This is a genomic window from Mesorhizobium sp. WSM4312, assembly GCF_002294875.1.
GTDB lineage: Bacteria > Pseudomonadota > Alphaproteobacteria > Rhizobiales > Rhizobiaceae > Mesorhizobium.
This window is the reverse complement of record NZ_NSFU01000012.1, coordinates 216,314-239,445: the sequence shown is the minus strand read 5'-3', so window position 1 is coordinate 239,445 and position 23,132 is coordinate 216,314. Positions and strand designations below refer to the sequence as shown.

The window sequence follows — 23,132 nt, the reverse complement described above, 5'->3', positions numbered from 1 at the left end:
CCTATGACTGCTTCGCTCCTGTCGCTTCGCGGCATCTCCAAGAAATACGGCCAGATCCATGCCAATCAGGACATAGATCTGGACGTGGCTCCACGGTCGATTCACGCGATCCTCGGGGAAAACGGGGCGGGCAAATCGACGCTGATGAAGCTGATTTACGGCGTCGAACAGCCAGACGGCGGAACCGCCTTCTGGGACGGCGAACCCTTGCGCCTTGCCTCCCCCGCGGAGGCGCGGCGTAAGGGGATCAGCATGGTTTTCCAGCATTTTTCGCTCTTCGAAACCCTGACCGTTGTGGAGAACATTCGACTGGTCGTGCCAGGCCGGAAAGCCCGCCTGGCGGAGCGCACCCGCGCGCTCGGGGACGAGTTCGGCTTGGAGGTCGATCCACTCGCCCAAGTGCATGCGCTCTCCGTAGGCGAGCGGCAGCGGGTAGAGATCATCCGTTGCCTGATGACCAATCCGAAGCTGCTGATCCTCGACGAACCAACCTCTGTCCTGCCCCCGCAATCGGTGGGCAAGCTTTTCGAGACGTTGCGCCGGCTACGCGACGGCGGCGTCTCCGTCCTGTTTATCTCGCACAAACTGGACGAAATCCGTGCAGTCTGCGACCGGGCGACCATCCTGCGCGGCGGGCGCGTGACCGGAAACGTCGACCCGCGCGATCACGATACGCACGACCTTGCCTGCATGATGATCGGCCGCGACATGCCGGAGCCAGCGCCGGCACTTCCCATGCCCCGGGGGGAAAAGCGGCTCGAGATTATCGGCCTGGACTATCGGCCCCACGACCTCTTTGCCGTTGCGCTCTCAGATGTCGACCTCACGCTGCGTTCCGGCGAAATCCTCGGCATAGCCGGCATTTCGGGGAATGGGCAGAGCGAGCTCGCCGCGCTCGTCTCCGGCGAGACGCTGCTGCCGAAGGGACAGCGCGACCATATCCACATGATGGGCAAGGATGTGAGCGCGCTCGACGCGGCCTCGCGCAGAAAACTCGGATTTGCCTTCGTCCCTGAAGACCGGCTCGGTCGCGGCGCGGTACCCGAGATGTCGCTCGTCCGCAATAGCCTGCTGACGGCTCATCCGCTCGGGCTTTTGAGACGCGGTCTGGTCGACAAGGCGCGGGCGACGGCGTTCACCAATGACTGCATCCGGCAATATGATGTGCGCACGCCCGGCCCGGACGCGGAGGCCGGCGCGCTTTCGGGCGGCAATCTGCAGAAATTCATCGTCGGCCGCGAGATCATGCTGTCCCCGAAACTGCTGCTCGTGGCGCAGCCGACATGGGGCGTCGACATCGGTGCCGCATCCGCCATACGCAGGCGCCTCGTCACACTGCGCAACGGAGGCATGGCGATCCTCGTCATCTCCGAGGAACTGGAGGAACTCTTCGAACTCTGCGATTCCATCCAGGTGCTCCATCACGGCCGGCTGAGCCCGCCGCTGGTCACGAACGACACCAGGCCGGAGGACATCGGGCGATACATGATCGGAGCATCTGCAACCGCCGCCGGTCAGGTTCCCGCATGAACGCTTTTCCAGTGTCTATCCTCCCGGCCCTTGTGCGCCGAGAGCACGCCTCGCTCGCTGCTACGCTGCTTGCCCCTCCCGCCGCGCTCGCCGTGGCGATCCTTTTCAATCTTGGGCTCTACGTGCTGATCGGCCGGGACCCGGCAGCAGTCGTCTATGCGATGCTCCTCGAGCCGTTCCTGTCCTGGGCCTCATTCTCGGAAGTGCTGCTCAAAACAGGACCGCTGCTTCTCGTCGCGCAGGGGCTGGCGATTGGTTTTCGCGCAAAGGTGTTCAACATCGGGGCCGAAGGCCAGTTTATCCTCGGCGCCATCTTCGCCTCGGCCATTCCCGTATGGTTTCCGCTGGCAACGGGCCTTTGGATCTGGCCATCGATGCTGCTCCTCGGGGCCATAGGCGGCGCCCTCTGGGCGTCGATAACCGCCTTCTGGCGCGTCCGGCTCAACGCCAACGAGATTCTTGTCTCCCTGATGCTGAGCCTCGTTGCCGTACAGGTGCTCAACTACCTGCTGCTTGGCCCGTGGAAGGATCCCAATGGCTTCAACTTTCCTCAATCCGTGATGTTCCAGTACGATGCGATGGTGCCGATCCTGATCCCCGGCACCCGCGTCAACGTCTCGCTGCTTCTGGCATTTGCCTTGTCCATCGCGGCATGGGCATTCATACAGAAGAGCTTCACCGGCTACAAACTGCAGGTTGGCGGGCTCGCGCCGCGTGCTGCCGCCTATGCCGGTTTCGCCGAGGGACGGGCGATCTGGCTCTCTCTGCTCATCGGCGGCTTCGCCGCGGGACTGGCGGGCGCGGCCGAGGTGGCCGGCCCTATCGGTCAACTGCAGCGCTCGATCTCGACGGGTTATGGCTACGCGGCTATCATCGTCGCCTATCTCGGCGGTCTGCATCCCCTGGGCATCGTCTTTTCCGCGCTCATCATGGCGGCGCTCTATATCGGCGGCGACAACGCCATGGTGTCGGCCAATCTGCCGGTCGCCGCGGTGCGCGTCTTCCAAGGCAGCCTGCTCCTCGCCTATCTCATCGCCGCTGCCTTCGTGCGCTACCGTCTCGAATGGCGCCGTCCCGCCCACCGGAGCCCATCATGAACGCCGTCGAGTTCGTCCTTGCCGGCATGCTCGCGGCCGCAACGCCGTTTCTTCTCGCGTCGCTGGGCGAGCTGGTGGCCGAACGCACCGGGGTGCTCAATCTCGGTGTGGAAGGATTGATGGCATTCGGCGCGGTCCTCGCCTTCATCATCGTCTATCATGCCGGCGGGCATTTCCTGGGTTTCCTCGCCGCGGGCGCCGGCAGCGCGGCGTTGTCCCTCGTCTTTGCCATCGTCACGCTCGGGTTTCGTGCAAACCAGGTGGCGACTGGCCTCGCCATCGGCATCCTCGGCCAGGGCCTCTCGGCGCTGTTCGGCAAGACCTATGAAAGCCTTACTGTCCGGGGGCTTCCAAAGCTCGCCTTGCCCTGGCTTTCCGATATCCCGGTCGTCGGCGGGCTTTTCACGCAGGATGTCGTCGTCTGGCTTTCCCTTGCGGCGACCTTGGCCATCTGGGCGATGTTTGCCTATACGAAGGCCGGGCTCGTCATCCGGGCCGTCGGTGAAAACCCCAAGGCGGCGCACGCAATCGGCTATCCGGTCATCGCCGTCCGCATCGCCGGAGTCACGTTCGGCGGCGCGATGGCAGGCTTTGCCGGCGCCTACGCCGCAGTGGTTTATACGCCGCTTTGGGCAGATGGAATGATCGCCGGGCGCGGCTGGATTGCCATTGCCCTCGTCGTTTTCGGAACGTGGCTCACCGGTCGGATTTTCCTGGGTGCATGCCTCTTCGGCGCGGTGTCGCTTTTGGCTCTCGCCGCGCAGGCAACGGGACTGGACGTGCCGTCGCAACTGCTTTCAAGCTTGCCCTACCTGGTCACGATCATCGTACTCGGCATCATTTCATCAGACCGCCGCATGATGCAGCTCAACGGCATCGCCTCGCTCGGTGACCCCTTCGAGCATTAACAACAGCTAAATTTAGTTTCCATGCGAGTTGTGGCTCAGCTTTATCCCAAAGCGGGTCAATCAATGCATTTTAACCACGGCGCTATGAGCGCGGCCGCATTGGGGCCGACAGCTGAACGTCCGCTTTCGGGATGATGGGGCTGGAAAGCCGACCTTTTCTCCAACGTAGTGCCGACCGCGTTGGGCCAGAAGCAGTAGGTCACCTGTCAAGCAGGAATGGTTGGATATCGTGGACGAAAAGGACACCGAAATTCGGATTTGAAGGCGCGTCAAAGTCGACGCCTTGGTACTCCCTATCGACCGTTTTGTGACTTAGGATAGCGAAGGACGTCCGACGAGAGTGGGCAGAACTGTGGAGCGCGTCAACCGTAGAATGGCTGCCATTCTTGCAGCCGACGTCGTCGGCTATAGCCGACTTATGGGCAAGGATGAGGAGGCGACGCTTACGACGCTGAAGGCCCATCGCGAGATCATCGACGGGCTAATCGCCCCGCCACGGTGAAGGCCTGGACGCGCCGAAGGCGAACGAGGATGAAGGCGCTCGGCGCGCTTCAAGGTGATGACGGATCAGGAGAAGCGGTTCATGTGGGCGAACATGCTGGCGGATCTGCGTGCGGTGAAGGCGTCGATGGAGTTGGAGCCGGCGAAAATGATAGAGGGCAACTGAGAATCGGCGGCCTTGGCAAACGCGACGTTTTCGTATCCTCGCTTCTCTTCCTCCGACACCCCCGGCCATGGGCAACGAGCGTTATCGGCACGGGCGGGTTTGCCACGCTTTCTTGTTCGAACTGACCACGATTTGGAGGCGGCAGCTAGACGGTCTGCCGATCCTCGCACATCCTCTACGCCAGTTGTCCGACCCGCTGGGCGGCATTCCGGTCGTCGCGGCGGCTACCCCGCCGGCAAGCTTCGCAAGGGGCACCAACAACATGTGGCTGTTGCATGCCAAGACGCCGGTCTAGGACGAAAACTACCTCTTCTCGACGCGCGAGCCCGCCGAGGCGGTGTGGATGGATGCCCAACGCATTGGGGTCGCGAGCCACGTCGTCTATCTCTACAACGGGCTGATCGAGGAAAAGGGGCGCCCGAGCAGCTATTCGGCGCCCAGCGAGCAACGCCTCTGGGTCCGGCAAGTCACGCGCCCTTCCGTGAACCACTCATGAACTGGCGCGAGCAGATCGCGGGCCGCGCCCGTCTCGCCCCGATCCCGGCACGCTACGGCTATCTGAAAAAGCGCGAGGGCACGCAAAAGACGAAACTCGTCGCTACCAAGTGAGCAACACGCTGACGGTCCGAGTGCGTGACCTGTCCAAGGCCGGTGAACTCCTCGACAACGCGGGCTGAGGTCAGTACAAAATAGCCGTCGGATTAAGGTCCGATTCTGAAATAGGTCTCTTGCGCGCGCCCATGGCTACCGGAACCTCGAACAGCCGGCCCTCGGCGTATCGGGGCCAGATCGGGCGAAGCGTAGGTGCGAGGACGCGGACGACGGTTGGCGCATCGTCGCGGGACAAGCACACAACGAACAGGTCAACGGCCTTTGACCTGAGTTTGCCGAGAACGTCCTCCGGCCCGGCGTGCTCACGGCGATGGTCAAGCCGACCTGAGGGCGTCAAATGGCGGTTTCGTCGCAACGACGCGGCAGCAGCCCAAGCGACGAAATTCGGTGGGATGGCCTGCCTTGCGGCAGACATCGGCCGTGCGAAATTGGCGGAAAGCATGAACTGGCAGACCTCTCCCAGAGCACCCTCAATGGCCTGATGCAGATCCGGGCCAGCAGCGGAACCAAACCAGAATCCTTTGCCATCCTCGCCATATGCCAGCGCTGCGACAACCGGGATCTCAAGATCATTGGTTAGGTCAATCAAATGAAGCTTCCGATGAAGTGTCCGCAACCAGCTACGAAACAACCTCACCAACTCTTCCTGACTTTGCGGTATCGTGACTTCCGGCAATTTAAGGCGATTATACCACCATATGGATACCGCATCGCGTTCAACAAGCTCGAGAACCGCACGTAGCGTCGCCTCTTCTCTATTTAGGCCAGCGGCAAGCCCCGAACTGTCTGCCAAACAAAATCCGATATCGTAACAATTCGGGTATGAAAGCAGACAATACGCTGCCGGCGCATATCCTCGATTTCCTGTTGAGACATGCTCGATCTCCAACCATGATATCGCTCGCCCAGTGTCGAAAGGCCCGGGTATCCATTGGTCTCGATCAGCGCTGGAGTTCCAAACCTCCGCATGGGCCAACTGTCGGGGCGAATACTTCAAGAGATCCCGAGGATCTATTGCCGAACCTTGCATCTCATCGAAGGTGGCCACCACGACCTGTTCGCGACCGGTATATACGGCACTGCTGCGCTCGATGCCTTCCATCACCGTCCGACTGAAGGCCCCGTCTGCGGTCCGGGCGCGCCCAGAAACCAGGCGTCGGCGGCCGGTGTGGTCCGGTGCCAATACGGCGGCGGCGACGTGAAAGGGACATCCCGTGGGCAGCGGCAGTACTGCAGGCGGGCTGGCGAACGTGATCAAAGGGAACCTCGGCGCCTTTCGCGACCTCATGTGGAGCTTCGCCGGCGATGTCCCGGGCATGCCGACGCTGCATTCCAACTGGCTAATACGCCGATTTGTAGGTAGGATGACTTCTGCGGTGCAACATAACCAACAATTCGGGCTGACGTGCAAACGATAGTATCTGGCGAGGCCGCCTCGGGTGGAACTCTGGCCCAGCCCACGGCGTCCGATACGATCGTGGCCGAGACGCGGAAAGAACTCTTCATCCTTGCCGGTGACATGGTCGGATACAGCGAGTCCGTCTTCCGGAACCCCGAGACGGGCGTCCGTAATCTCGTCACGTCGCGCAACGCGTTTGTGAAGGCGCTCAAGGCAAATGGCGGACGGATAGTTTCAACTCCGGGTGACTTCGTCCTGGCAGCTTTCGAGTCTGCTTCGGATGCAGCGGTTGCTGGCATAGCAGCACAATCAGCGCTTCTCGAAAATAGGCTGCAAGATAGTCGCTGGCGGGTTGGAATTGCGTTCGGAGAGGTTTTTGAAATCGATGGCGACATCTATGGACATGCAGTCAACGTTGCGTCCCGCATTCAGGGAGTAGCAGCGCCCGGCCAGATACTTATGTCCGACGATGTCGTTCGGCGATTTCCTGATGGGTTTTCGGTGGTCACCGAAAGTATTGGCTCTAAGCGCCTGAAGAATATTAGCGATAGCGTTCACATATATTGTGTTGTAAGTTCTAAATCGGATGAGTATACCTCCGACTTTCTAAGGGACATCCAGCAATATAGAGAGAATATTGTAAAGCCGATTGTTGAAATTCAACCGTTTGAGCCGCAAGACGACTCGCAATCGGCGCGGTTCGTCGCGTCGTCTCTGCAAGATGAGATTCATCTTGTCTTGGCGCGGCTCACCAATTCGATCTCGGTTCGAGATGCGACCGCCGTGGCGCGAGGCAAGCCCCATTATGTCTTGCGATCGAGCATCAGCACGCGCGGCCAGCATCTCCGGATCATGCCTCGGCTGATTTCGGTGTCTGACGGTGCGACCATCTGGGCCGAGCGATATGACTACGATCTTCGCGACAGCTTCGATGCCCAGGACCAGATTGCCTCGGAAGTCGTATCTGCCTTGCAATTGGCGCTGACCGACGGGGAACAGGCGCAGATTTGGAAACGTGGAACACGCAGTGGTTTGGCGTGGGAGACCTTTCAGCGAGGTCATGACGAGGAGCGCCGATACACACGGGAGGGGCATCGGCGGGCGAAGGAGTTCTATTCCAGTGCACTGACCATGGATCCCACCTACCTGTGCGCCCTGGTGGCTTTCGGGTTCTGCTATCTCGACGAGGTGCGTCTGGGCTGGGCAGAGAACGACGAGGAAGCGATCCACGAGGCCGAACTTCTATACGAGCGTGCCTCGCGCATTGACGCCGGCCATTCGGACGTGCTGGCTCTGTTGGCATTCTTGCGATTGCTTCAACGGAAGCCTCAGGAGGCGCAGCGGGCCATGGATGATGCCGTCGCGGTCGCGGGTCACAGTCCAGAAATCGTAGGATACCAGGGCGCGCTCATGGATCTGCTCGGCAACTACCCTGCCGCCATTCGGGCCTACAATCGCGCGGCTTCGCTGAGCCACCATGTCTCGCCTTGGATATCGGCCAATCTTGCACTCTCCAATCTGGCGGTGGGGAGAGCCAAAGAGGCTGAACTGATTTGCCGCGAGGTCGTCGCATCGCATCCCGGTTACGTTCGAGCGTGGCTTGCTTTAACGGTCGCGTTGGTGCGTCAGGACAAGGTCAGTGAAGCGCTTCGGGCGGCGAGCCGTGTGCTGGACCTGGACCCGAAATTCACGGTGACGGAGTGGTCGCACGGCAGGCCATTTGCGGATGAAGCCCTGCTGGCCGCGTTCGCGAGAGACATGGAGAAGGCCGGCCTTCCCAGATAGAAGCCGGCCTCACAGGGTATCCGCGCTCTATCGACCGCAGCCGAAGAGGGCTGCCGCGCTCATTCCGGCAACGAAATCCTGATTGCGTGCAAGGTAGTCACTGAGTTGGTCACGCGTTGCAATGCCCGCCGGGGGCAGCGGCACGACTATCTTCACGACGGTCGGATCATCGATTATGGCCAGTGCTGGCCTGTCAAGAATGTCATTAAAGGCCGCAGTGAGTGAGTACTCGTCCATGGCTCCGATGGACCCGGAACTTTCCGGCAGTACTCGAAACCACTCCGCGATTATGGCCTGCGCGATTTCCGTCTGCTGCCGATTACGTTTTGCCCTCGCCCGTGCCATCAAATCCCCCTATCTGTAACCGGCAGACACCATGAGCCCGTCAAACGAGCGCCCCGCTGAAATATCCCCCAAGCCGCCGCTTGAGAAATCGGGCAAGGACGGTGAGACATTATTGCCACGCCCACCTTTTCAAATTACTCTATTGTGAATTGGCGACTTGGGCGATCGGCCCGGTTGGAGATTGGCATGCGCTGCTTACCGACTCTGTTCGTCGCATGCCTGATCCTTGCAAACGCGCCGCTTGCGAACGCAGGTGAGGAGTCATCTGGCGGGACCCCGCTGGAGCCTATTCCTGGCACCGTGATTTCCGAGATGCAGGCCAAGGCTGACAACACGTCAATCATATGGCTCAAAAGCGGAAAGGATTACACCGAGGCTGACGTCAACCAGATAGCGCGAACAATTCTCGGGGAAGCCTTCATCGATCAAAACGGAGGCGATAAGTATTTCTCCGATAACGTAGGCAATCTGTATTCGCTCAGCGCGCTCACACTTCCCATATCAGCCGCGACCGCCCGCGCTCGGGTGGCTGAAGAGAAAATCCTCGAAGTAGGCGAGATCAGCTCAAATTCGCTGATTTTCGGCATGGGCTCCGAGTGCGGGGACGAAGACGATCAAAAAGCCATCTCCACTACGGAGTCTCTCCCTAAGAACATCAAGCGGGTCAACCCCAGTCCTGTGGATGCGAGCGCGCTGACGAAAACCGTTTGGATTGTCGACAGCGGCATCGGCCCTGGGTCAGATATCGCCAACGAATTGCAGATCGTCGAGCAGCGACTTTGCACAGCGAGTTGCGTTTCCGAAACGGCCGCCGATCCAATCGGACACGGAACCATGGTGGCCGGGATAATCGGCGCAAAAAAAGGAAACAATCTAGAACTGATTGGAGTGGCTCCGGGGATCAAGATACGCGCGCTGCGAATATTTACCGCATCATATCCGGTCGACCTGTTAAGCAATGCGCTCACGGCCCTTCAGTATGTCAAGACATACGCCGCAGCACGCGATGTTGTGAACGTGAGCTTTGGAGCCTATTACAATCCGCTGTATATACCCGGGGCAACGTCTGGAACGACAGAGCCCAGTCCGGAATCGAAGGTTGAAGCCCTTCTGCGGGACCTTGCGCAAAACAAGCAGCTTTTTATTTCGGTTGCTGCCGGAAATACCGACGTCATTGGCGGTTCGGGATACGTGCAGACCATCTCTCCCGCTCGTGCTGGCGGATACCGGTTTCCTTCCACGGGCACTCCGACTGGAGCAGTGATCACCGTTTCTGCGGTGAGGAAGACGGACGTGTTCTGGAACTTTTCCGCTTATGGAAACGGCAACATCGACATGACTAGTGGCATCCAGATAGGACCGCCTGATTTCGCTGCGCCCGGCGTAAAGATCCGATCGCTATGGCCTGGCAACGTCGCGAACCCGAATGGCCAGACAAATGTTTGCTCGGGAACCTCATTTGCAGCCGCACACGTTTCGGGCTTGCTGGTGTACGGAATTCCAAAGCCCGACAAGAGCGCCCTTTTCGATCCGTCTGCGCTTATTCCTGGCAAGCTTCCGGGGAGCGACAAGCCGAGTGACTACAGCGTTGCCAGGCAAGATCCAATCGCTACGAAGCCCTAAGCTGTTGGTGACGGGACGCGTGTCGCCTCGGTCGCAGTGATGTGGACATAGCTGTTGCACAACGGGCAGAGTGCGGTCCGCACATTGTTTGGCGACATCGGATCATCCGAATTTTGCAGGCTCGACCGAACGCCGATGACGAATGAGCAGTCCTCGGCCCACGACACAGGTGCCTGGAGGGCAGCTCCAACGCGCAACCGGGGTCGCGAGCCGGCGAGTGCGGAAGCAACCGCCCCGAAATTGATAACCGATATGGCTCCGAGACCCCGAAGGAACCGTGAGAATAAGTCGCGCCGACTGAGCATTGCCGGTCTCCGCCCGATGAGCCCATGCTAGGCCCGCGCCACACGGTTGTCGAGGGTGTTCCACAGAGCGAGGTGACTCTCGAATGTCCCCTTCAGGGGCGCAGAACTGATTTTCCGAGGCCGAACTCAACGCGACACGTGGCGCAACCGCGACCTCCAGCCTGGTCGCCGTCAATGTCCGCTTTCAGGCGTCGGCAGAGCTCACTTCAACGGCCGACATTCGGCGCAAAGCTGCCATCAAAGTCGGAGAATATCGGTTGTGGAATTCCACTGCGAGAGATCCGCTTCTGGCCCAAAGCCGGCCTTCGCGACCGGATTGCGGGTGACCCCTTTGCGCCTCTAACCGGACTCTCGGAGCCGACTACCGAGCTGGTCTCGCACCACAGCGGGGCAGCGCGACGCCTCCAGGCTTGGCGATGCTCTCGCCACATGCTGCAACATGCCGCCGTCCCATAGATGTCACCGTTCTCGGCAACCTCAAATTGGCTTGAACTGGCTTTACCTACGCGCGACAGCGGGAGGCGCTCGTCCCGTTATCTTAAGTGACGCTTGCGCCATCCTAACCTCCGAGAACACTACTTCACCGGGCCACGTGTGATGGTCGTGAGTCCCGCGATCACGTCAAACGCCTTGATGCTCAACGTCGGATCACCTTTCATCTCCGCAATAATTGGCCCGTCCAAGAAGGCTTGCACTGTGGCGCCATCGTCGAAAAGATAGATCCCTCCGGCTTCGCTTTGGGCCTCGTTTATGATCCAGACCTTCCAGCGCAGGCCAGGTAGGTCCGCGATGGGTTGAGCATAGGGCAGGTTTTCTCGCTCATACTCGGCCCTCGGGCCGGTGAGCTTGTAGTTGATTTGCAGGATTTTGGCCGACATGACTTTCCTCCCTTATTTCCTCTGTAGTAGGCGTTGCGCGGCTACGAACGACCCTCCGCGCGTGACCCTGCAACCTCAGTGTGGTTTTCAAGAAAGCGGGACGATTCCCTCGAGCGCCGCATAGACCAAGGTTCGCAGCCAACGGTCCATGCTGCGTGCAAGGCCGGGGTCGCCGCTCAGGAAAAGGCCGCCCTTTTCTTTCTCACGCTCGATGCTGGAGCGGCCCTCCAGGATGGCCCCCAGCGAAACAACGCCGGTCTCGACGTAAAGGTCGACGTTTCGGCGGGGGTCGAGCGAGCATAGCTCGGGCAAGTCCGCGCCCGGCTCGACCACAAACCAGTAGTGGGGGCACTTCGGTGGGGGATCGTCGCGGAAATGGAAGCGGATGACGGCGCGCCGCCGCGGCAGTTCAGCGAGGTCGATCTTTCGCCGCACGAACCACATGAGGGTCGAAACATCCACGTCGGCGAGCGCGATCTCGGCCTCGATGTTGCATTGCGCCCATTCCGCCAGCGCGTTCATCGCCGGCTCGAGCTTGATCGACTTCTCGGTGCGGAAATAGGCGACGTTACCCGACGCCTCGTCCTCCACGCGCTCGACCAGGCCCAACGCTTCCATCTCCTTGAGCCGCCTCGACAAGAGGGCGGACGAGATGTTGCCTACCCCCTGCGAATGTCATTGAAGGGGGTCGAGCCGTTCCAGAGCTCGGTCAGGATTTGGATCGTCCAGCGCGGCTCCGGGAACTCGCAGGCGCGCGAGATCGGGCAGAGCAGTCCGTAAGGCCGTCGCGTCATCGCTGAGCGCTCCTTTGCCGCAAGTTAGGCCTTGCGGAGGACTAAGGCCAGTTCACAATCTGAAGCGGAGCGCTTCCGAAGCTGCCCTGGCGCCTTCCCGCCTTCTGCCGTCACGGTGATCGTCATTCGAGCAACCCGGCCAACGGAGGTTTACCATGACCAGGCGTAACGTGATGCAAACGACACTAGGCCAGACCGCACGGGGCTTGCCGGGCACTGCTCTTGATCGTCCGCTCGAACGCCTGCCGGCCCTTGTCCATGAGTGGCGGACCCGCCGCAACATAGAGCGCGGGCTTGGTCACCTGTCCGACTTCCATCTGCGCGACGTTGGCTTGACCAAAGCTGACGTCGAAGCGGCCTGCGCAGACAGCTTGGATCGATCCGCCTCTCGCGTGCTCAAGAGTGCAGCGCAGAACCGCACGGGCAATTGGTGAGAAAGGAAAGCTGCGTGCGAGGCGATCGTTCTAAATCCCCGTTGATCCAAAGACAGGAACCACTTGAAGGCGGCAAATGATCAGCCGAAGCCGGGCCGCCATCAATCTCTAAGCCCTAATTTCCAGAAAACTGGCGCGCCGCAAGGGATCCGAACTGATGCGTCCGCTTTCGGCCAGATGCTTTCATTCCACAGCATGAATCCGAACCGCGGTCCAAGGCGCTAAGCTGGCATTCGCAGTCGCAGAACATCCGTTTTGGAATTTCACTGCGATATGGCCGCTTCTAGCCGGCAGCGGAACGGCAGCATTTGGTCGGCCAATGCGCAAAAGCGGACCTTAGTAAGTCAAATCGCCTCCATGCACGCTAGCGACTAAGCCGGTCATCCAACGGCGCATTCTGCGTGCCTCAAAGTGGACCGTCGGATATCGCCTAGACGGACGTCCCTTTGCTGTTGATGCTTTGGGCCGTAACTTTACTATGGCGTTTCAGCATACCGAATGATGCTTTGATTTTGAACGCTTTCGATCAACTCGTCCGCACGGGACAGAAGTCGATGGAGCAAAGGTGATGAGTTAGCGTCGGCATATCCCAAAGTAAGATCGACTGTCGGAGGCACACCTTCGAGCGCCCTGGCAACGACGTTCGGCGTCAGCATATTCTGTGCATACAGCGGAACGAGCGTCACGCCTCCAGTGGACGCGACCAGTGACATCGCCGACGATATGTTCTCGCCTTCGTACTTAGGTTTCAGCGTGATTCCAGCGCTCGATGCGTAGGCCTCGATCACTGCTTGCAATACCGGAGACGTCCTCGCTGAGCTGACGTAAATTTCGCTGGCAAGGTCCTGCGGCCGGACCTTTTTGCGCGAAGCCAGGTGATGGCCCGCTGGCAGGATGGCGATCAGAGGCTCCTTCGTCAGCAATTTAAAGGTCAGGCCCAGGCTCTGTTTTTCGGGGCGAAGGAAGGCCATGTCCAGCTTCCCGCGCATCACCGCGAGGGCAAGTTCAGGGGAAGACAGGCTGCACAGCGTGACTTCCGTTTCCGGTACTTCTTCGCGGATGATGCGCAACAGATGAGGCAACCACGTGACCTCCAGCCCTACAAGAAATCCGATGGAAAGTACGGGCCTGTTCGGCTGCGCCGCCCGCTGAGCACTATCGACCGCGGCCTCGACCTGCAGAAGTGCGAGCCGGGCATGATCTAGGAAGACGCGTCCCGCAGGGGTAAGCACTACGCCGCGTGCCTGCCGCTCGAGCAACATCACGCCGATTTCGGCTTCCAAATCGCGAATCTGTCGGCTCAGCGAAGGCTGCGATGTGTTTAGCCGCCGATGGGCAGCAGTTAGCAGACTACCCTCCTCTGCGACGGCAACGAAATAGCGTAAATGTCGGAGTTCCATGGGTCACCGTTATACTTTTAAGGCATAGGTCGAACGTACAAAGTCTTTGTCGTCGGTGGAAGACAGCTCTAGGTCTCTTTTGATCAACCAGGAGACCGCAAAATGTCGACAATATCCAAGCTGACCATCGTGTTCTGCCACGGCATCTGGGCCGACGGTTCATGCTTCAACAAGGTGATTCCAGCGCTCCAGGCAGACGGTCACGAAGTCATCTCTGTTCAATATGGCCTGGATTCGTTCGAGGAGGACGTGGCGACTGTAAAGCGGACACTTAACCGCGTCGGCAATCCCGTCCTCCTTGTCGGGCATTCCTACGGTGGTGCTACCATTACCGCCGCCGGCGTTGACGATCGCGTCGTGGGGCTCGTGTTCATCGCGGCAGTTGCCCCGGATGCCGGCGAAACGGTGCAGAACCAGCTCGATAAGTACCCATCGGATATCTTCACGCGGGTCGAGGTCGCGGATGGACGCGCCTGGATGTTGCCGAATGGCCCTGAATTCTTCGCGGGCGACCTATCCGAGGCAGACCAGAAGCTCATATGGGCTACCCACTATGCGCCCGTGTTCGATCTGTTCCATCAGCAGAATCTCAGCGCCGATCGAATCGCATGGAAGTCAAAGCCGAGCTGGTATGTTCTAGCCACGAAAGACCATACCGTGCATCCCGACCTGCAGCGCTGGGTCTCGAAACGCATGGGCGCTGATGTCACCGAGGTGGTGAGTAGCCACGTGCCGATGCTTTCCCATCCTGCCGTCGTGATCGACGTGATCCGGAAGGCAGTGGCCGCAGTTTAGAACAACTGACAAAGGCCTAATCGGGAAGGGAGGAGACCGCGCGAGGCGGCCCTCTCCCTCTCTCTTTTGCCCACGCGAAGGAGCGCATGACGCTAGGCTCGTGGTCAAAGTTCCTATGATTGGATAGAATTTTAGGTGGGTCAGCTCGAGGCCGAGCGCCACTGCGCACAGGCGCAAAACGGACCCGCCTTTGCGCACGCCATTCTACGCCAGAGCCTCTCACCCTTTCAAACGCTTTACATCAACCGCGACATGGGCGCAGATCGAACCTGCAAGTTCAGAGAGAAAGAAATGTACAGCGTAGCGGAAGTAAGAAACGGAACGGCGCGGCAAGCGAAAATCGCCACCGAAGCTTTGCTTTGCCGCAGGTTGTATCCGGTCATTCCCACTCGATTGTTTAACCAGCTTATAACTCGTTGAAATTACTGTCAAATATTTTTCGGAATTGTGCAAAGTCCGACACCAGAACCGTCAAAAAAGTTACGGCGTTGATTCTAAAAGGAAAATCGCCGCAAAAAATATTTTGAGGTTTCACCAAATATCGAGAACAATCGGGCGATTTTTTTCACTTTGTGGCGCTCGACGACGCGCCTTACCCGCTTCAAAAAGTGCCGTCACTTCTCCAACCAACAGATTTTTTCGGTGCAAAATCAACATTCATGACCCGGGAGGACATCCCAGAGTCGGTGATTTCATTGACTTTTTCGCGGGCCAAAGTCAGAAATCTTCCCATGTCGTTCGTGTGTTTCGGCAGCCCAGAAAAATCCGTTTTCACGCTCGATCCAAATCTCGCCTGGGCGTTCCAACCATGTTTTCCGGAGGGCACATTGGCACTCTGATATTTCCAGTCTGCATCAATGGTGAGTGGATCGGACGGCGGCGAGCGAATCCGGGACGGCTTGCCAGTCCGGTCTGTCGGGCGCGAAACGCGCCCTCAGATAGTTCACGAGGTCGACCAGATCGGCATCGTCGAGGGCGCCGCCGAAGGCAGGCATCGCCATGACACCGAAATCGGTCGCGTCTGTCCTGAGCGGCGAGGCAGCCGGCGCAGACACGCCTTCCAGGATGGCATGGAGGAGATTGTCCGGCGCATCGGCATGAAGATTGGTGTTGAGAGCCAGCGACGTGATGGACGACGCTTCGGAATGACAGGTCTCGCAGGCACCTGCGAACATTCGCGCACCGCGAGGAAAGGCGGCCGCAGCTTTGGGGGCAGCAAGATTTGCAGCATCGATGACGCTTTGGATCGATCCGCTGGCCGCGAACGTTTCGCCGCCAACGTTGAAACTGGCGAGATAGACCGCCAGCGCCCTGATGTCAGCATCGGGAAGCGGTGCCAGCGAATCCACCACGTGAGCCATCGGTCCCGCCGCCGCGCCATGCTGGGCCGAGTGGCCGGTTCGCAGATAATCATAGAAAGCCTTTTCGCTCCAGGCGACCGGCGCGAAGGATTTTGCCGTCAGCGAATGTGCGTGCCAGCCGTCGGCGACGCCGCCGGCAAGATGCATCGCGCCCTTGATCTCTCCGCCGATGACATTGCGCGGCGAATGACAGGCACTGCAATGGCCAAGGCCTTCGACCAGTTCCGCGCCGCGGTTCCAGGCCGCGCTTCGGGCCGAATCGGACGGTGCCGGCGATGACGACAGGAAAAGCGCGTTCCACCCTGCCATCAATGGCCGTACACCGAAGGGAAAACGGAGCTGTGTTTGCGGTACTTTGGCCGTCACGGCGGGCTGTGCCATCAGGTAGGCGTAGAGCGCCTGGAGATCGGCCTCGCTTGCTTTGGCGAAAGATGTGTAGGGGTGCGCCGGATAGAGATGGTGTCCGTCGCGCGCAACACCCTGGCGCATCGCCCTGGCGAAAGCCGGGTAGGACCAGGTGCCGATGCCGGCCGCTTCATCGGGGGTGATGTTGGTGGCATAGACGATGCCGAAGGGGGTTTCGAGAGCCCTGCCTCCGGAAAAGGGCGTGCCGGTGACGCCGACATGGCAGACGTTGCAGGCGCCAGCCGCTGCGGCCAGCCGGCCACGCTCGATCGTGGCAGGCGAAAAGACATCGGATAGCGGACGCGCCACAGGGGCAATGGCCGCATTGAACGGGAAAATTCCTGCGCCAAGGGCGATCGTGCCGGAAAAAGCGCCGGCAAGTGGCCAGGCAAACCGCAGGCGCGAACGTTTGGCTCGGGCCGTTCGCCTGTTCCCGTTCGATGGCGACGAAGCCGGCAGCGGATTCAGGGCGGCGCGCACGCGCTCCGGCGTCAGCGGCAGTTCGCGAAAACGCATGCCGGTGGCGTCGAACACCGCGTTGGCGATCGCGGCCGCACTTGGTACGGAGGCGGACTCGCCGGCACCCAGCGGCGGCTCGTCGGGGCGCGGGATCATCAGCACGTCGATGTCCGGCACCTCTGGAAAGCCGATGATCGGATAGGCGCCCCATTCGAGGCTGGCGACCGCGGTGGAAGAAAAATTGACCTCCTCCTTCAGAACGCGGCTGGTCGACTGAATGACATTGCCATGAATCTGGTGGCGAACGCCGTCCGGGTTGATCACCGCGCCGGTATCCTGACCGCAGATGACTTTGGTCACCGCGATCTCGCCCGTCACCTTGTTCACGGCCACGTCGGCGACCCAGGCCGCCCAAGCGGCTGCCTTGCCCGGAAAAGGACCGTGGACATAGACGGCATAGGCAAAGCCGCGCCCGTACAAAATATCGCCCTCGCGGCCATGCGTGCCCGGCTTGGTATGCGGTTTCCACTTGGCGCGTTCGGCCACGGCCCGCACCAGATCGATTGCGCGCGGATCGGTTAGATAACGCAAGCGGTATTCGACTGGATCGACTTTGGCCGCCGTCGCTAGCTCGTCGATGAAGGATTCATGCGCAAAGCTGTTTGGCAGCGCCGAGACACCACGAAACCACGAGGCGCGGGCAAGTGTGGGCATATCGTGGACGGTGACGCGCAGATTGCCGAATGCATAGGGAGGCACCGCCGTGCGGTCGCCCATCAAGGCGACCTCCGCGACTGGTGAAACCTTGCCGGTCAGGATCAGCGGCAGGGTCGGCGCCAGATTGGACGGGTAACGCGTTTCAAAGTCATAGGCCGCCGGACCACCCTCCTCGTCCAGGCCGCCGCGCACATCGATGACCTGCGCGGCACCCTTTGGCTCCCATGCGTGTTCCTGCTCGCGAGTAAGCTGCACCCGCACCGGCCGGCCGACAGCCCGGGACAACAGGGCGGCGTCAGCCGTCACGTCGTCGGCGCAGTTGCGTCCGTAGCATCCGGCCGCTTCCAGTCGTTCGACAACGATCCGGTCTTCCGGCATGTCGAGAAGTTGTGCCAGGTCGGCGCGCATCGGAAACGGGTTCTGCGTGCCAGACCAGACCGTCAGGCCGTCGTGGCGCCAGTCGGCGACCGCACAGGACGGTCCGATCGACCCATGCATCTGGTAAGGCCAGACATAAGTGCGTTGCATCGGCTCGGCTGTCGCGCCGAGCGCGCGTTCGACATCTCCCCGATCGGCCAGCTTGCGGGCCGTCGACGGATTCCCGCGCAGCGCCGCCTGCGGTGCATTGAGGTCGGGCATGTCCGGTGCGGCGCGCCATCGCACCTCGAGACGTTGCATGGCCTCGACGGCCTGCTCTTCGCGTGAGGCAACCACGCCGACGAAATCGCCTACGGCCACCACGGCGACGAGGCCCGGCACATTGGCCACCGAGTTCTCATCGACGGAAATCAGGCTGGCACCGACGTGCGAACCGGAATCGAAGCCGGCATAGGGCGGTCGGACAACGCGCCCGTGCAGCATCTCAGGCAGACGCACGTCATGGACGTAGGTGAATGTGCCGGTGGCTTTAGCCGGTATGTCGGTGCGTGGCTGCGGCCGGCCGACGATGCGGTATTGCGAAGCATGTTTTTGAGGCGCGTGCGGATTGATGAACAGGCGCGTGTGGGCGCCGGCGATGAGATGACCAAAGCTGACCAGGCGGTTTGTTTCCGTATCTCCCGCGCGGACCACCCCTTCCTCGATGACCAGATCTTCCGCCTTCAAGGCGAAGCGGGTCGCTGCCAATTGCAGCAAATGAACGCGCGCCGTCGCAGCCGCCGCGCGCAGCGGCTTTGCGCTGATCTGGATGGTTTCGCTGGCGATGGTCGCTCCTTGATCCGGCGTGGCCGAGGTCGACCCAAGCACCATGCGGACGCGGTCGAATGGAACATCCAACTCCTCGGCCACGATCTGGGCCAGTGCAGTGCGAATTCCGGTGCCGAGATCGACATGGCCATTGAACGCCGTAACGTTGCCTTTAGCGTCGAGCGCAAGGAACAGTTCATCGTCCCTGCCCTCCAAAGGATTTGGGCGCAGAACCAGAAGCGTATCGGGATCTGCCAGATAGGCCGCGGCAGGCCGGTCGCGCGGGCCGGTCATGAAGCCGTCTCCTCTGCCTCAGCGACTGCGACATCGGATGGGGCCAGAGCCGCTTCGCGAACAGCAGCAAGGATTTCAAGATACGTGCCGCAGCGGCATAGATGGTGGCGCAGGGCAGTTCGAATAGCGGTCTCGTCCGGCTTGGGATTGCTTCTCAGCAACGCCACGGTGGCGATAATCATCCCGTTGATGCAGTAGCCGCACTGGGCGGCGTTGTTTGCAACAAACGCGGCTTGAACGGGATGAAGGTGCTCAGGCTTTCCTAGCCCTTCCAATGTCGTGATCGACCGGCCTGTGACCGCCCCGACCGGCACCGTACACGAGCGAACCGCGGTATCGCCGACGAGCACGGCACAGGCGCCACACTCGGCCAGGCCGCAACCGTATTTCGGGCCATTCAGGCCAAGGTCGTTTCTTAACACGTGGAGAAGCGGCGTCGACGGTGCGACGGAGACTTGCACATCCATGCCGTTGACGCTCAGCGCAATCAATGCCGCCATCCAGACTTGCTGAAGGCTGCAAGCACTATGGCGTACTTCAGTCGTTCGGATCCGTATCCTCTCCGAGGAGGCGAAGCGTGTGGAGAAGTGCCATTCGTTCGGCAGGATTCAGGGGCATTAAGGTCAGTTCGGTGACATCTCTCGCATGCGGCACGACTGCTTCCAGCAATTGCAGACCGGCGGTCGTGATGGAGACTATTACCTTGCGCGCATCCGCGCCGTCCTTCGAAAACGCAATCAAGTCGCGATTCTTCAACCTGTCGATGATCCCACGAATTGTGCCCTGGTCGACGCTTGTTGCCTTCACGAGTTCGCTTTGCGACTGAGGGCCGCTGTCCTTTAGCGCACACAGTGTCGAAAATTGAACTGCCGTCAGTTGCGGATCGCCAACATTCGCTTGGAAGATTGCGAGATGTCGCTGGTAGGCCCGCCGAAGCAGGTAGCCGACCTGGTCCGTGAAAACATAGCGATCCGCATTCTCGATCCGATCCGCTTCGTTTGGCTTGTGATCCGGCACCGCGCGTTCCGCTCCAAAGTCGTAGCACTCGACGCATGCATAAAACGCCCGCGTTGCGCAAGGCAAGACAGCTTCCGTTGCTGCTTTTATGTCCGATTTGCGGGCCGCATTGCGCGAGAGCCTTTCGGCAGCCGGATCTGCGGAAGCCAAGACGCGGTTGCCCGCGCTGCGTGCCTTTTGTAGGGCCGTAAGCCGCACGGGAGTCCTGTCGTACAGGCGCGATAAAAAAGTGCATACACTATAATATCTGTTTTGAAGACGGTGTCAAACCTCATATTTGCGCCGAACTTTTTACCACCGCCCTATTTTTCGATTGACATTTAGAGTGTATACTCTATAAAATGCAGGGACGATCGCGATTCTAAATTCACACGGAGGGTCAACGAGCCCATGCCAATCCAAACGCAAATTGCCGTCATCGGCGCCGGTCTCGGGGGCGCTGCCGCTGCCAGCCTACTTCAGCAAGCCGGCTTTCATGTCGACGTCTTCGAACAGGCTCCAGCTTTCGCACGCATCGGCGCCGGCATTCACATGGGTCCCAATGTCATGCGGGTGTTTCGTCAACTCGGAATGGAAGACGCTGTCGTTGACATGGGGTCGAAGCCCGATTTCTGGTTCAGCCGTGATGGGCGCTCCGGCGAGTATCTTTCCCGAATTCGGCTCGGCGCGTTCGCCGAAAAAGAGTATGGCGCTCCTTATGTGACCGTCCATCGCGGCGATCTGCACGCGCTCCAGGTATCGCTGTTGCGCCCGGAAAACCTGCACTTCGGCAAGCGGCTGGACGCGGTGACGGACAATGGCGCCGGCGTCGAACTCAGCTTCGCCGACGGCACTCGAGTCACAGCCGAGATCGTTATCGGCGCCGACGGCATCAATTCGAAGGTGCGCGAAGCACTGCTCGGCAAGGAAAAGCCTAACTACAGCGGCTGGGTCGCCCACAGGGCGGTGATTTCGTCCGACAAGCTAAGCCGCTACGGCCTCGACTTCGAAGATTGCGTGAAATGGTGGTTCGAGGACCGCCACATGATGGTCTACCACACCACGGCGGACCGCAGCGAATACTACTACGTCACCGGCGTCCCTCACCCGGCCTGGGACTTCGATGGGGCTTTCGTACCCTCCAGCCGCGAAGAGATGCGCGACACGTTTGCCGGCTGCCATCCGGTGGTGGACTCACTGATCGACGCGAGCGACGAGGTCACCAAATGGCCGCTGCTCTACCGCAAGCCGCTGCCGGTATGGAGCGAGGGCCGGCTGGTGCTGCTCGGCGACGCTTGCCATCCAATGAAACCGCATATGGCACAGGGCGCGGCCATGGCCATCGAGGATGCCGCCATGCTTGCGCGGTGCCTGGGCGAAACCGGGACCAGAGATCACGCAGCCGCCTTCGCCCTTTACGAAGCGAATCGCAGGGATCGCGCCTCGCGCGTGCAGGCGGTGTCCAATGCCAACACCTGGCTGCGCAGCCAGGAAGATCCGGCCTGGGTCTTCGGCTACGACGTCTATGGCGCCACGTTGAAGAGTGAGGTTGCCTGATGAGCGCCATGGCAACGTCAGGCGCGAACGTTTTCGCGAACGGCATCCGCCAGCACTACCGGCACCATCTCGGCGCGGGAGCGCCGCTGGTGCTGGTGCCGGGCATCACCAGCCCGGCCGTGACCTGGGACTTCGTCGCTGAAAGGCTTGCTTGCGAATTCGATGTCTACGTCCTCGATGTGCGTGGCCGCGGTCTGTCGCAATCCGGCCCAGGCCTCGATTACCAACTCGACTGCCTTGCCAATGACCTGACCGGCTTCATCGCCGCGCTCGGTCTTTCCGGCGTGACGGTGCTCGGCCATTCCATGGGCGCGCGCATCGCAATCCGCGCCGCGACGCGAAACCCGGCCGGTATGGCGCGGCTCCTGCTCGTCGACCCGCCCGTCTCGGGGCCGGACCGCCGCGCCTACCCGTCGAAGCTGTCCTGGTATGTGGATTCGATACGGCAGGCAGAAATGGGCATGGATGCCGAGGCGATGCGTGCGTTCTGTCCGACATGGAGCCACGAGCAGCGCGCGCTGCGCGCCGAGTGGCTGCACACTTGCTACGAACCCGCTATCGTTACCGCCTTCGAGGGCTTCCACACCGACGACATCCACCAGGATCTGCCCGGCCTTCCCGTCCCCGCTGGCCTCATGGTGGCGACGCGCGGCGGGGTCATCGAACCTGCCGACGAAGCGGAAATTCAGTCGCTCAACCCCGGCATCGGCATCGAGCGCGTGCCCGATGCCGGACACATGATCCCCTGGGACAATCTCGAAGGGTTTCTAGCCGCGGCTGACCACTTGCTCGGAACCGCTCTGGCAGCGAGGAAAACGGCATGACCACGAAACCGTTCCGGATCGGCCAGATCGTGCCGAGCTCCAATACGACCATGGAAACCGAGATCCCGGCGATGCTGCTGGCGCGCCAGGCCATCCGCCCCGAGCGCTTCACATTCCATTCGAGCCGCATGCGCATGAAGACGGTGAGCAAGGACGAGCTTGCCGCCATGGACGGCGAATCCGACCGCTGCGCGGCCGAGCTTTCAGATGCGAAGGTCGACGTGCTCGGCTATGCCTGCCTAGTCGCCATCATGGCGATGGGGCTCGGCTACCATAGGCAGTCAGAGGCGCGGTTGCGCGGTCGCACGCAGGAGAACGGCGCCGACATCCCGGTCGTCACCAGCGCTGGCGCCTTGATCGACGGCCTCAAGGTGATGAAGGCCAAGCGCATCGCCGTCGTGGCGCCCTATGTGCGGCCCCTGACCGAACTGGTGGTCAACTACATCCGCGAGGAAGGTTTCGACGTCGTCGACTGGCGCGCGCTGGAGATCCCCGACAACCTCGACGTGGCGCGACACGATCCGGAAAACCTGCCCGGCATCGTTGCCGGCATGAACCTCGAAGGTGTTGACGTGGTCGTGCTGTCGGCTTGCGTGCAGATGCCGTCGCTGCCCGTCATCGCCAAGGTCGAAGCCCTTACCGGAAAACCGGTATTGACGGCGGCGGTCGCCACCACCTACGGCCTGCTGAAGGCGCTCGGCCTGGAGCCAGTCGTTCCCGGCGCCGGCGCGCTGCTTTCCGGCGCGTACTGAGGGAGACGGC

General features: G+C 60.7%; 22 protein-coding genes. 12 read left to right on the top strand and 10 right to left on the bottom strand.

Translation table 11 applies throughout. From position 1 onward, the window contains the following. Window positions 1-3 precede the first annotated feature (3 nt). The 4 genes from CK228_RS21905 to CK228_RS35840 all read left to right on the top strand — a co-directional run bounded on the left by CK228_RS21905 (window position 4) and on the right by CK228_RS35840 (window position 4,037). Window positions 4-1,530, top strand: a complete 1,527-nt coding sequence (locus CK228_RS21905; protein ID WP_095789184.1) for an ABC transporter ATP-binding protein — start codon at window positions 4-6, stop codon at window positions 1,528-1,530. After that, on the top strand, window positions 1,527-2,627 hold the full coding sequence (locus CK228_RS21900) for an ABC transporter permease (protein WP_095775903.1): 1,101 nt from the start codon (window positions 1,527-1,529) through the stop codon (window positions 2,625-2,627). Before CK228_RS21905 ends, CK228_RS21900 begins: the two co-directional genes overlap by 4 nt. Next, window positions 2,624-3,535, top strand: coding sequence for an ABC transporter permease (locus tag CK228_RS21895; protein WP_095789218.1), 912 nt, complete (start codon window positions 2,624-2,626; stop codon window positions 3,533-3,535). Before CK228_RS21900 ends, CK228_RS21895 begins: the two co-directional genes overlap by 4 nt. 373 nt (window positions 3,536-3,908) lie before the next feature. After that, window positions 3,909-4,037: a hypothetical protein gene (locus CK228_RS35840; protein ID WP_348628982.1), complete on the top strand. Its 129-nt coding sequence runs from the start codon at window positions 3,909-3,911 to the stop codon at window positions 4,035-4,037. An 844-nt stretch (window positions 4,038-4,881) separates the two neighbouring features. On the opposite strand, the gene CK228_RS21885 is transcribed toward CK228_RS35840, so the two are convergent. After that, on the bottom strand, window positions 4,882-6,102 hold the full coding sequence (locus CK228_RS21885) for a YcaO-like family protein (RefSeq protein ID WP_280951036.1): 1,221 nt from the start codon (window positions 6,100-6,102) through the stop codon (window positions 4,882-4,884). 189 nt (window positions 6,103-6,291) lie between these two features. On the opposite strand from CK228_RS21885, the gene CK228_RS21880 reads away from it, so the two are divergent. Beyond that, window positions 6,292-7,998, top strand: a complete 1,707-nt coding sequence (locus CK228_RS21880) for an adenylate/guanylate cyclase domain-containing protein (protein WP_143750614.1) — start codon at window positions 6,292-6,294, stop codon at window positions 7,996-7,998. Window positions 7,999-8,025: 27 nt separating this feature from the next. Here CK228_RS21880 and CK228_RS21875 read toward each other — a convergent pair whose 3' ends face one another. Then, window positions 8,026-8,343 (bottom strand): hypothetical protein, encoded by a 318-nt coding sequence (locus CK228_RS21875; RefSeq protein ID WP_095775907.1) that lies wholly within the window; start codon window positions 8,341-8,343, stop codon window positions 8,026-8,028. 186 nt (window positions 8,344-8,529) lie between these two features. Here CK228_RS21875 and CK228_RS21870 point away from each other — a divergent pair, with 186 nt between their 5' ends. Beyond that, window positions 8,530-9,966, top strand: coding sequence for a S8 family serine peptidase (locus CK228_RS21870; RefSeq protein ID WP_095789180.1), 1,437 nt, complete (start codon window positions 8,530-8,532; stop codon window positions 9,964-9,966). A gap of 880 nt (window positions 9,967-10,846) precedes the next feature. Here the strand turns inward: CK228_RS21870 and CK228_RS21865 are convergent. The 3 genes from CK228_RS21865 to CK228_RS36340 form a co-directional block, all read right to left on the bottom strand. Beyond that, a complete protein-coding gene (locus tag CK228_RS21865) occupies window positions 10,847-11,149 on the bottom strand; it encodes a YdhR family protein (protein WP_095775909.1) in 303 nt (100 codons plus the stop codon). 87 nt (window positions 11,150-11,236) lie between these two features. Next, a complete protein-coding gene (locus CK228_RS21860; RefSeq protein ID WP_245318375.1) occupies window positions 11,237-11,758 on the bottom strand; it encodes a hypothetical protein in 522 nt (173 codons plus the stop codon). Between the two features lie 50 nt (window positions 11,759-11,808). After that, the gene (locus CK228_RS36340) at window positions 11,809-11,943 is read right to left on the bottom strand and encodes a hypothetical protein (protein WP_280951035.1); all 135 of its coding nucleotides are present in this window, start codon (window positions 11,941-11,943) and stop codon (window positions 11,809-11,811) included. Between the two features lie 155 nt (window positions 11,944-12,098). On the opposite strand from CK228_RS36340, the gene CK228_RS34835 reads away from it, so the two are divergent. Further along, a complete protein-coding gene (locus CK228_RS34835; RefSeq protein ID WP_143750613.1) occupies window positions 12,099-12,377 on the top strand; it encodes a hypothetical protein in 279 nt (92 codons plus the stop codon). Window positions 12,378-12,853: 476 nt separating this feature from the next. On the opposite strand, the gene CK228_RS21855 is transcribed toward CK228_RS34835, so the two are convergent. Then, entirely contained in the window at window positions 12,854-13,777 is a 924-nt protein-coding gene (locus CK228_RS21855) for a LysR family transcriptional regulator (protein ID WP_095789179.1), read from the bottom strand. Between the two features lie 102 nt (window positions 13,778-13,879). Here CK228_RS21855 and CK228_RS21850 point away from each other — a divergent pair, with 102 nt between their 5' ends. Both CK228_RS21850 and CK228_RS34830 read left to right on the top strand, forming a co-directional pair. Then, window positions 13,880-14,572, top strand: coding sequence for an alpha/beta hydrolase (locus CK228_RS21850; protein ID WP_095775912.1), 693 nt, complete (start codon window positions 13,880-13,882; stop codon window positions 14,570-14,572). Window positions 14,573-14,707: 135 nt separating this feature from the next. Further along, window positions 14,708-14,992 (top strand): hypothetical protein, encoded by a 285-nt coding sequence (locus tag CK228_RS34830; protein ID WP_143750612.1) that lies wholly within the window; start codon window positions 14,708-14,710, stop codon window positions 14,990-14,992. A 181-nt stretch (window positions 14,993-15,173) separates the two neighbouring features. Here the strand turns inward: CK228_RS34830 and CK228_RS35360 are convergent, their stop codons facing one another. From CK228_RS35360 to CK228_RS21835, 4 genes are all read right to left on the bottom strand, one after another. Further along, window positions 15,174-15,347: a hypothetical protein gene (locus CK228_RS35360; protein ID WP_179295998.1), complete on the bottom strand. Its 174-nt coding sequence runs from the start codon at window positions 15,345-15,347 to the stop codon at window positions 15,174-15,176. A 79-nt stretch (window positions 15,348-15,426) separates the two neighbouring features. Further along, window positions 15,427-18,993: a molybdopterin cofactor-binding domain-containing protein gene (locus CK228_RS21845; RefSeq protein ID WP_095789178.1), complete on the bottom strand. Its 3,567-nt coding sequence runs from the start codon at window positions 18,991-18,993 to the stop codon at window positions 15,427-15,429. Next, the gene (locus CK228_RS21840) at window positions 18,990-19,493 is read right to left on the bottom strand and encodes a (2Fe-2S)-binding protein (RefSeq protein ID WP_095789177.1); all 504 of its coding nucleotides are present in this window, start codon (window positions 19,491-19,493) and stop codon (window positions 18,990-18,992) included. Before CK228_RS21840 ends, CK228_RS21845 begins: the two co-directional genes overlap by 4 nt. Before the next feature lie 37 nt (window positions 19,494-19,530). Then, a complete protein-coding gene (locus CK228_RS21835; protein WP_095775915.1) occupies window positions 19,531-20,010 on the bottom strand; it encodes a MarR family winged helix-turn-helix transcriptional regulator in 480 nt (159 codons plus the stop codon). A 390-nt stretch (window positions 20,011-20,400) separates the two neighbouring features. On the opposite strand from CK228_RS21835, the gene CK228_RS21830 reads away from it, so the two are divergent. From CK228_RS21830 to CK228_RS21820, 3 genes are read left to right on the top strand one after another with little or no spacing between them, the layout of a single operon-like run. Further along, the gene (locus CK228_RS21830) at window positions 20,401-21,546 is read left to right on the top strand and encodes an FAD-dependent monooxygenase (RefSeq protein ID WP_095789176.1); all 1,146 of its coding nucleotides are present in this window, start codon (window positions 20,401-20,403) and stop codon (window positions 21,544-21,546) included. Beyond that, window positions 21,546-22,370 carry an alpha/beta hydrolase gene (locus CK228_RS21825; protein WP_095789175.1) on the top strand — a complete coding sequence of 275 codons (825 nt, stop codon included), beginning with the start codon at window positions 21,546-21,548 and terminating at the stop codon, window positions 22,368-22,370. Before CK228_RS21830 ends, CK228_RS21825 begins: the two co-directional genes overlap by 1 nt. Then, window positions 22,367-23,122, top strand: coding sequence for an Asp/Glu racemase (locus tag CK228_RS21820; RefSeq protein ID WP_095789174.1), 756 nt, complete (start codon window positions 22,367-22,369; stop codon window positions 23,120-23,122). The genes CK228_RS21825 and CK228_RS21820 overlap by 4 nt, the downstream gene beginning before the upstream one ends. Window positions 23,123-23,132: the final 10 nt, after the last annotated feature.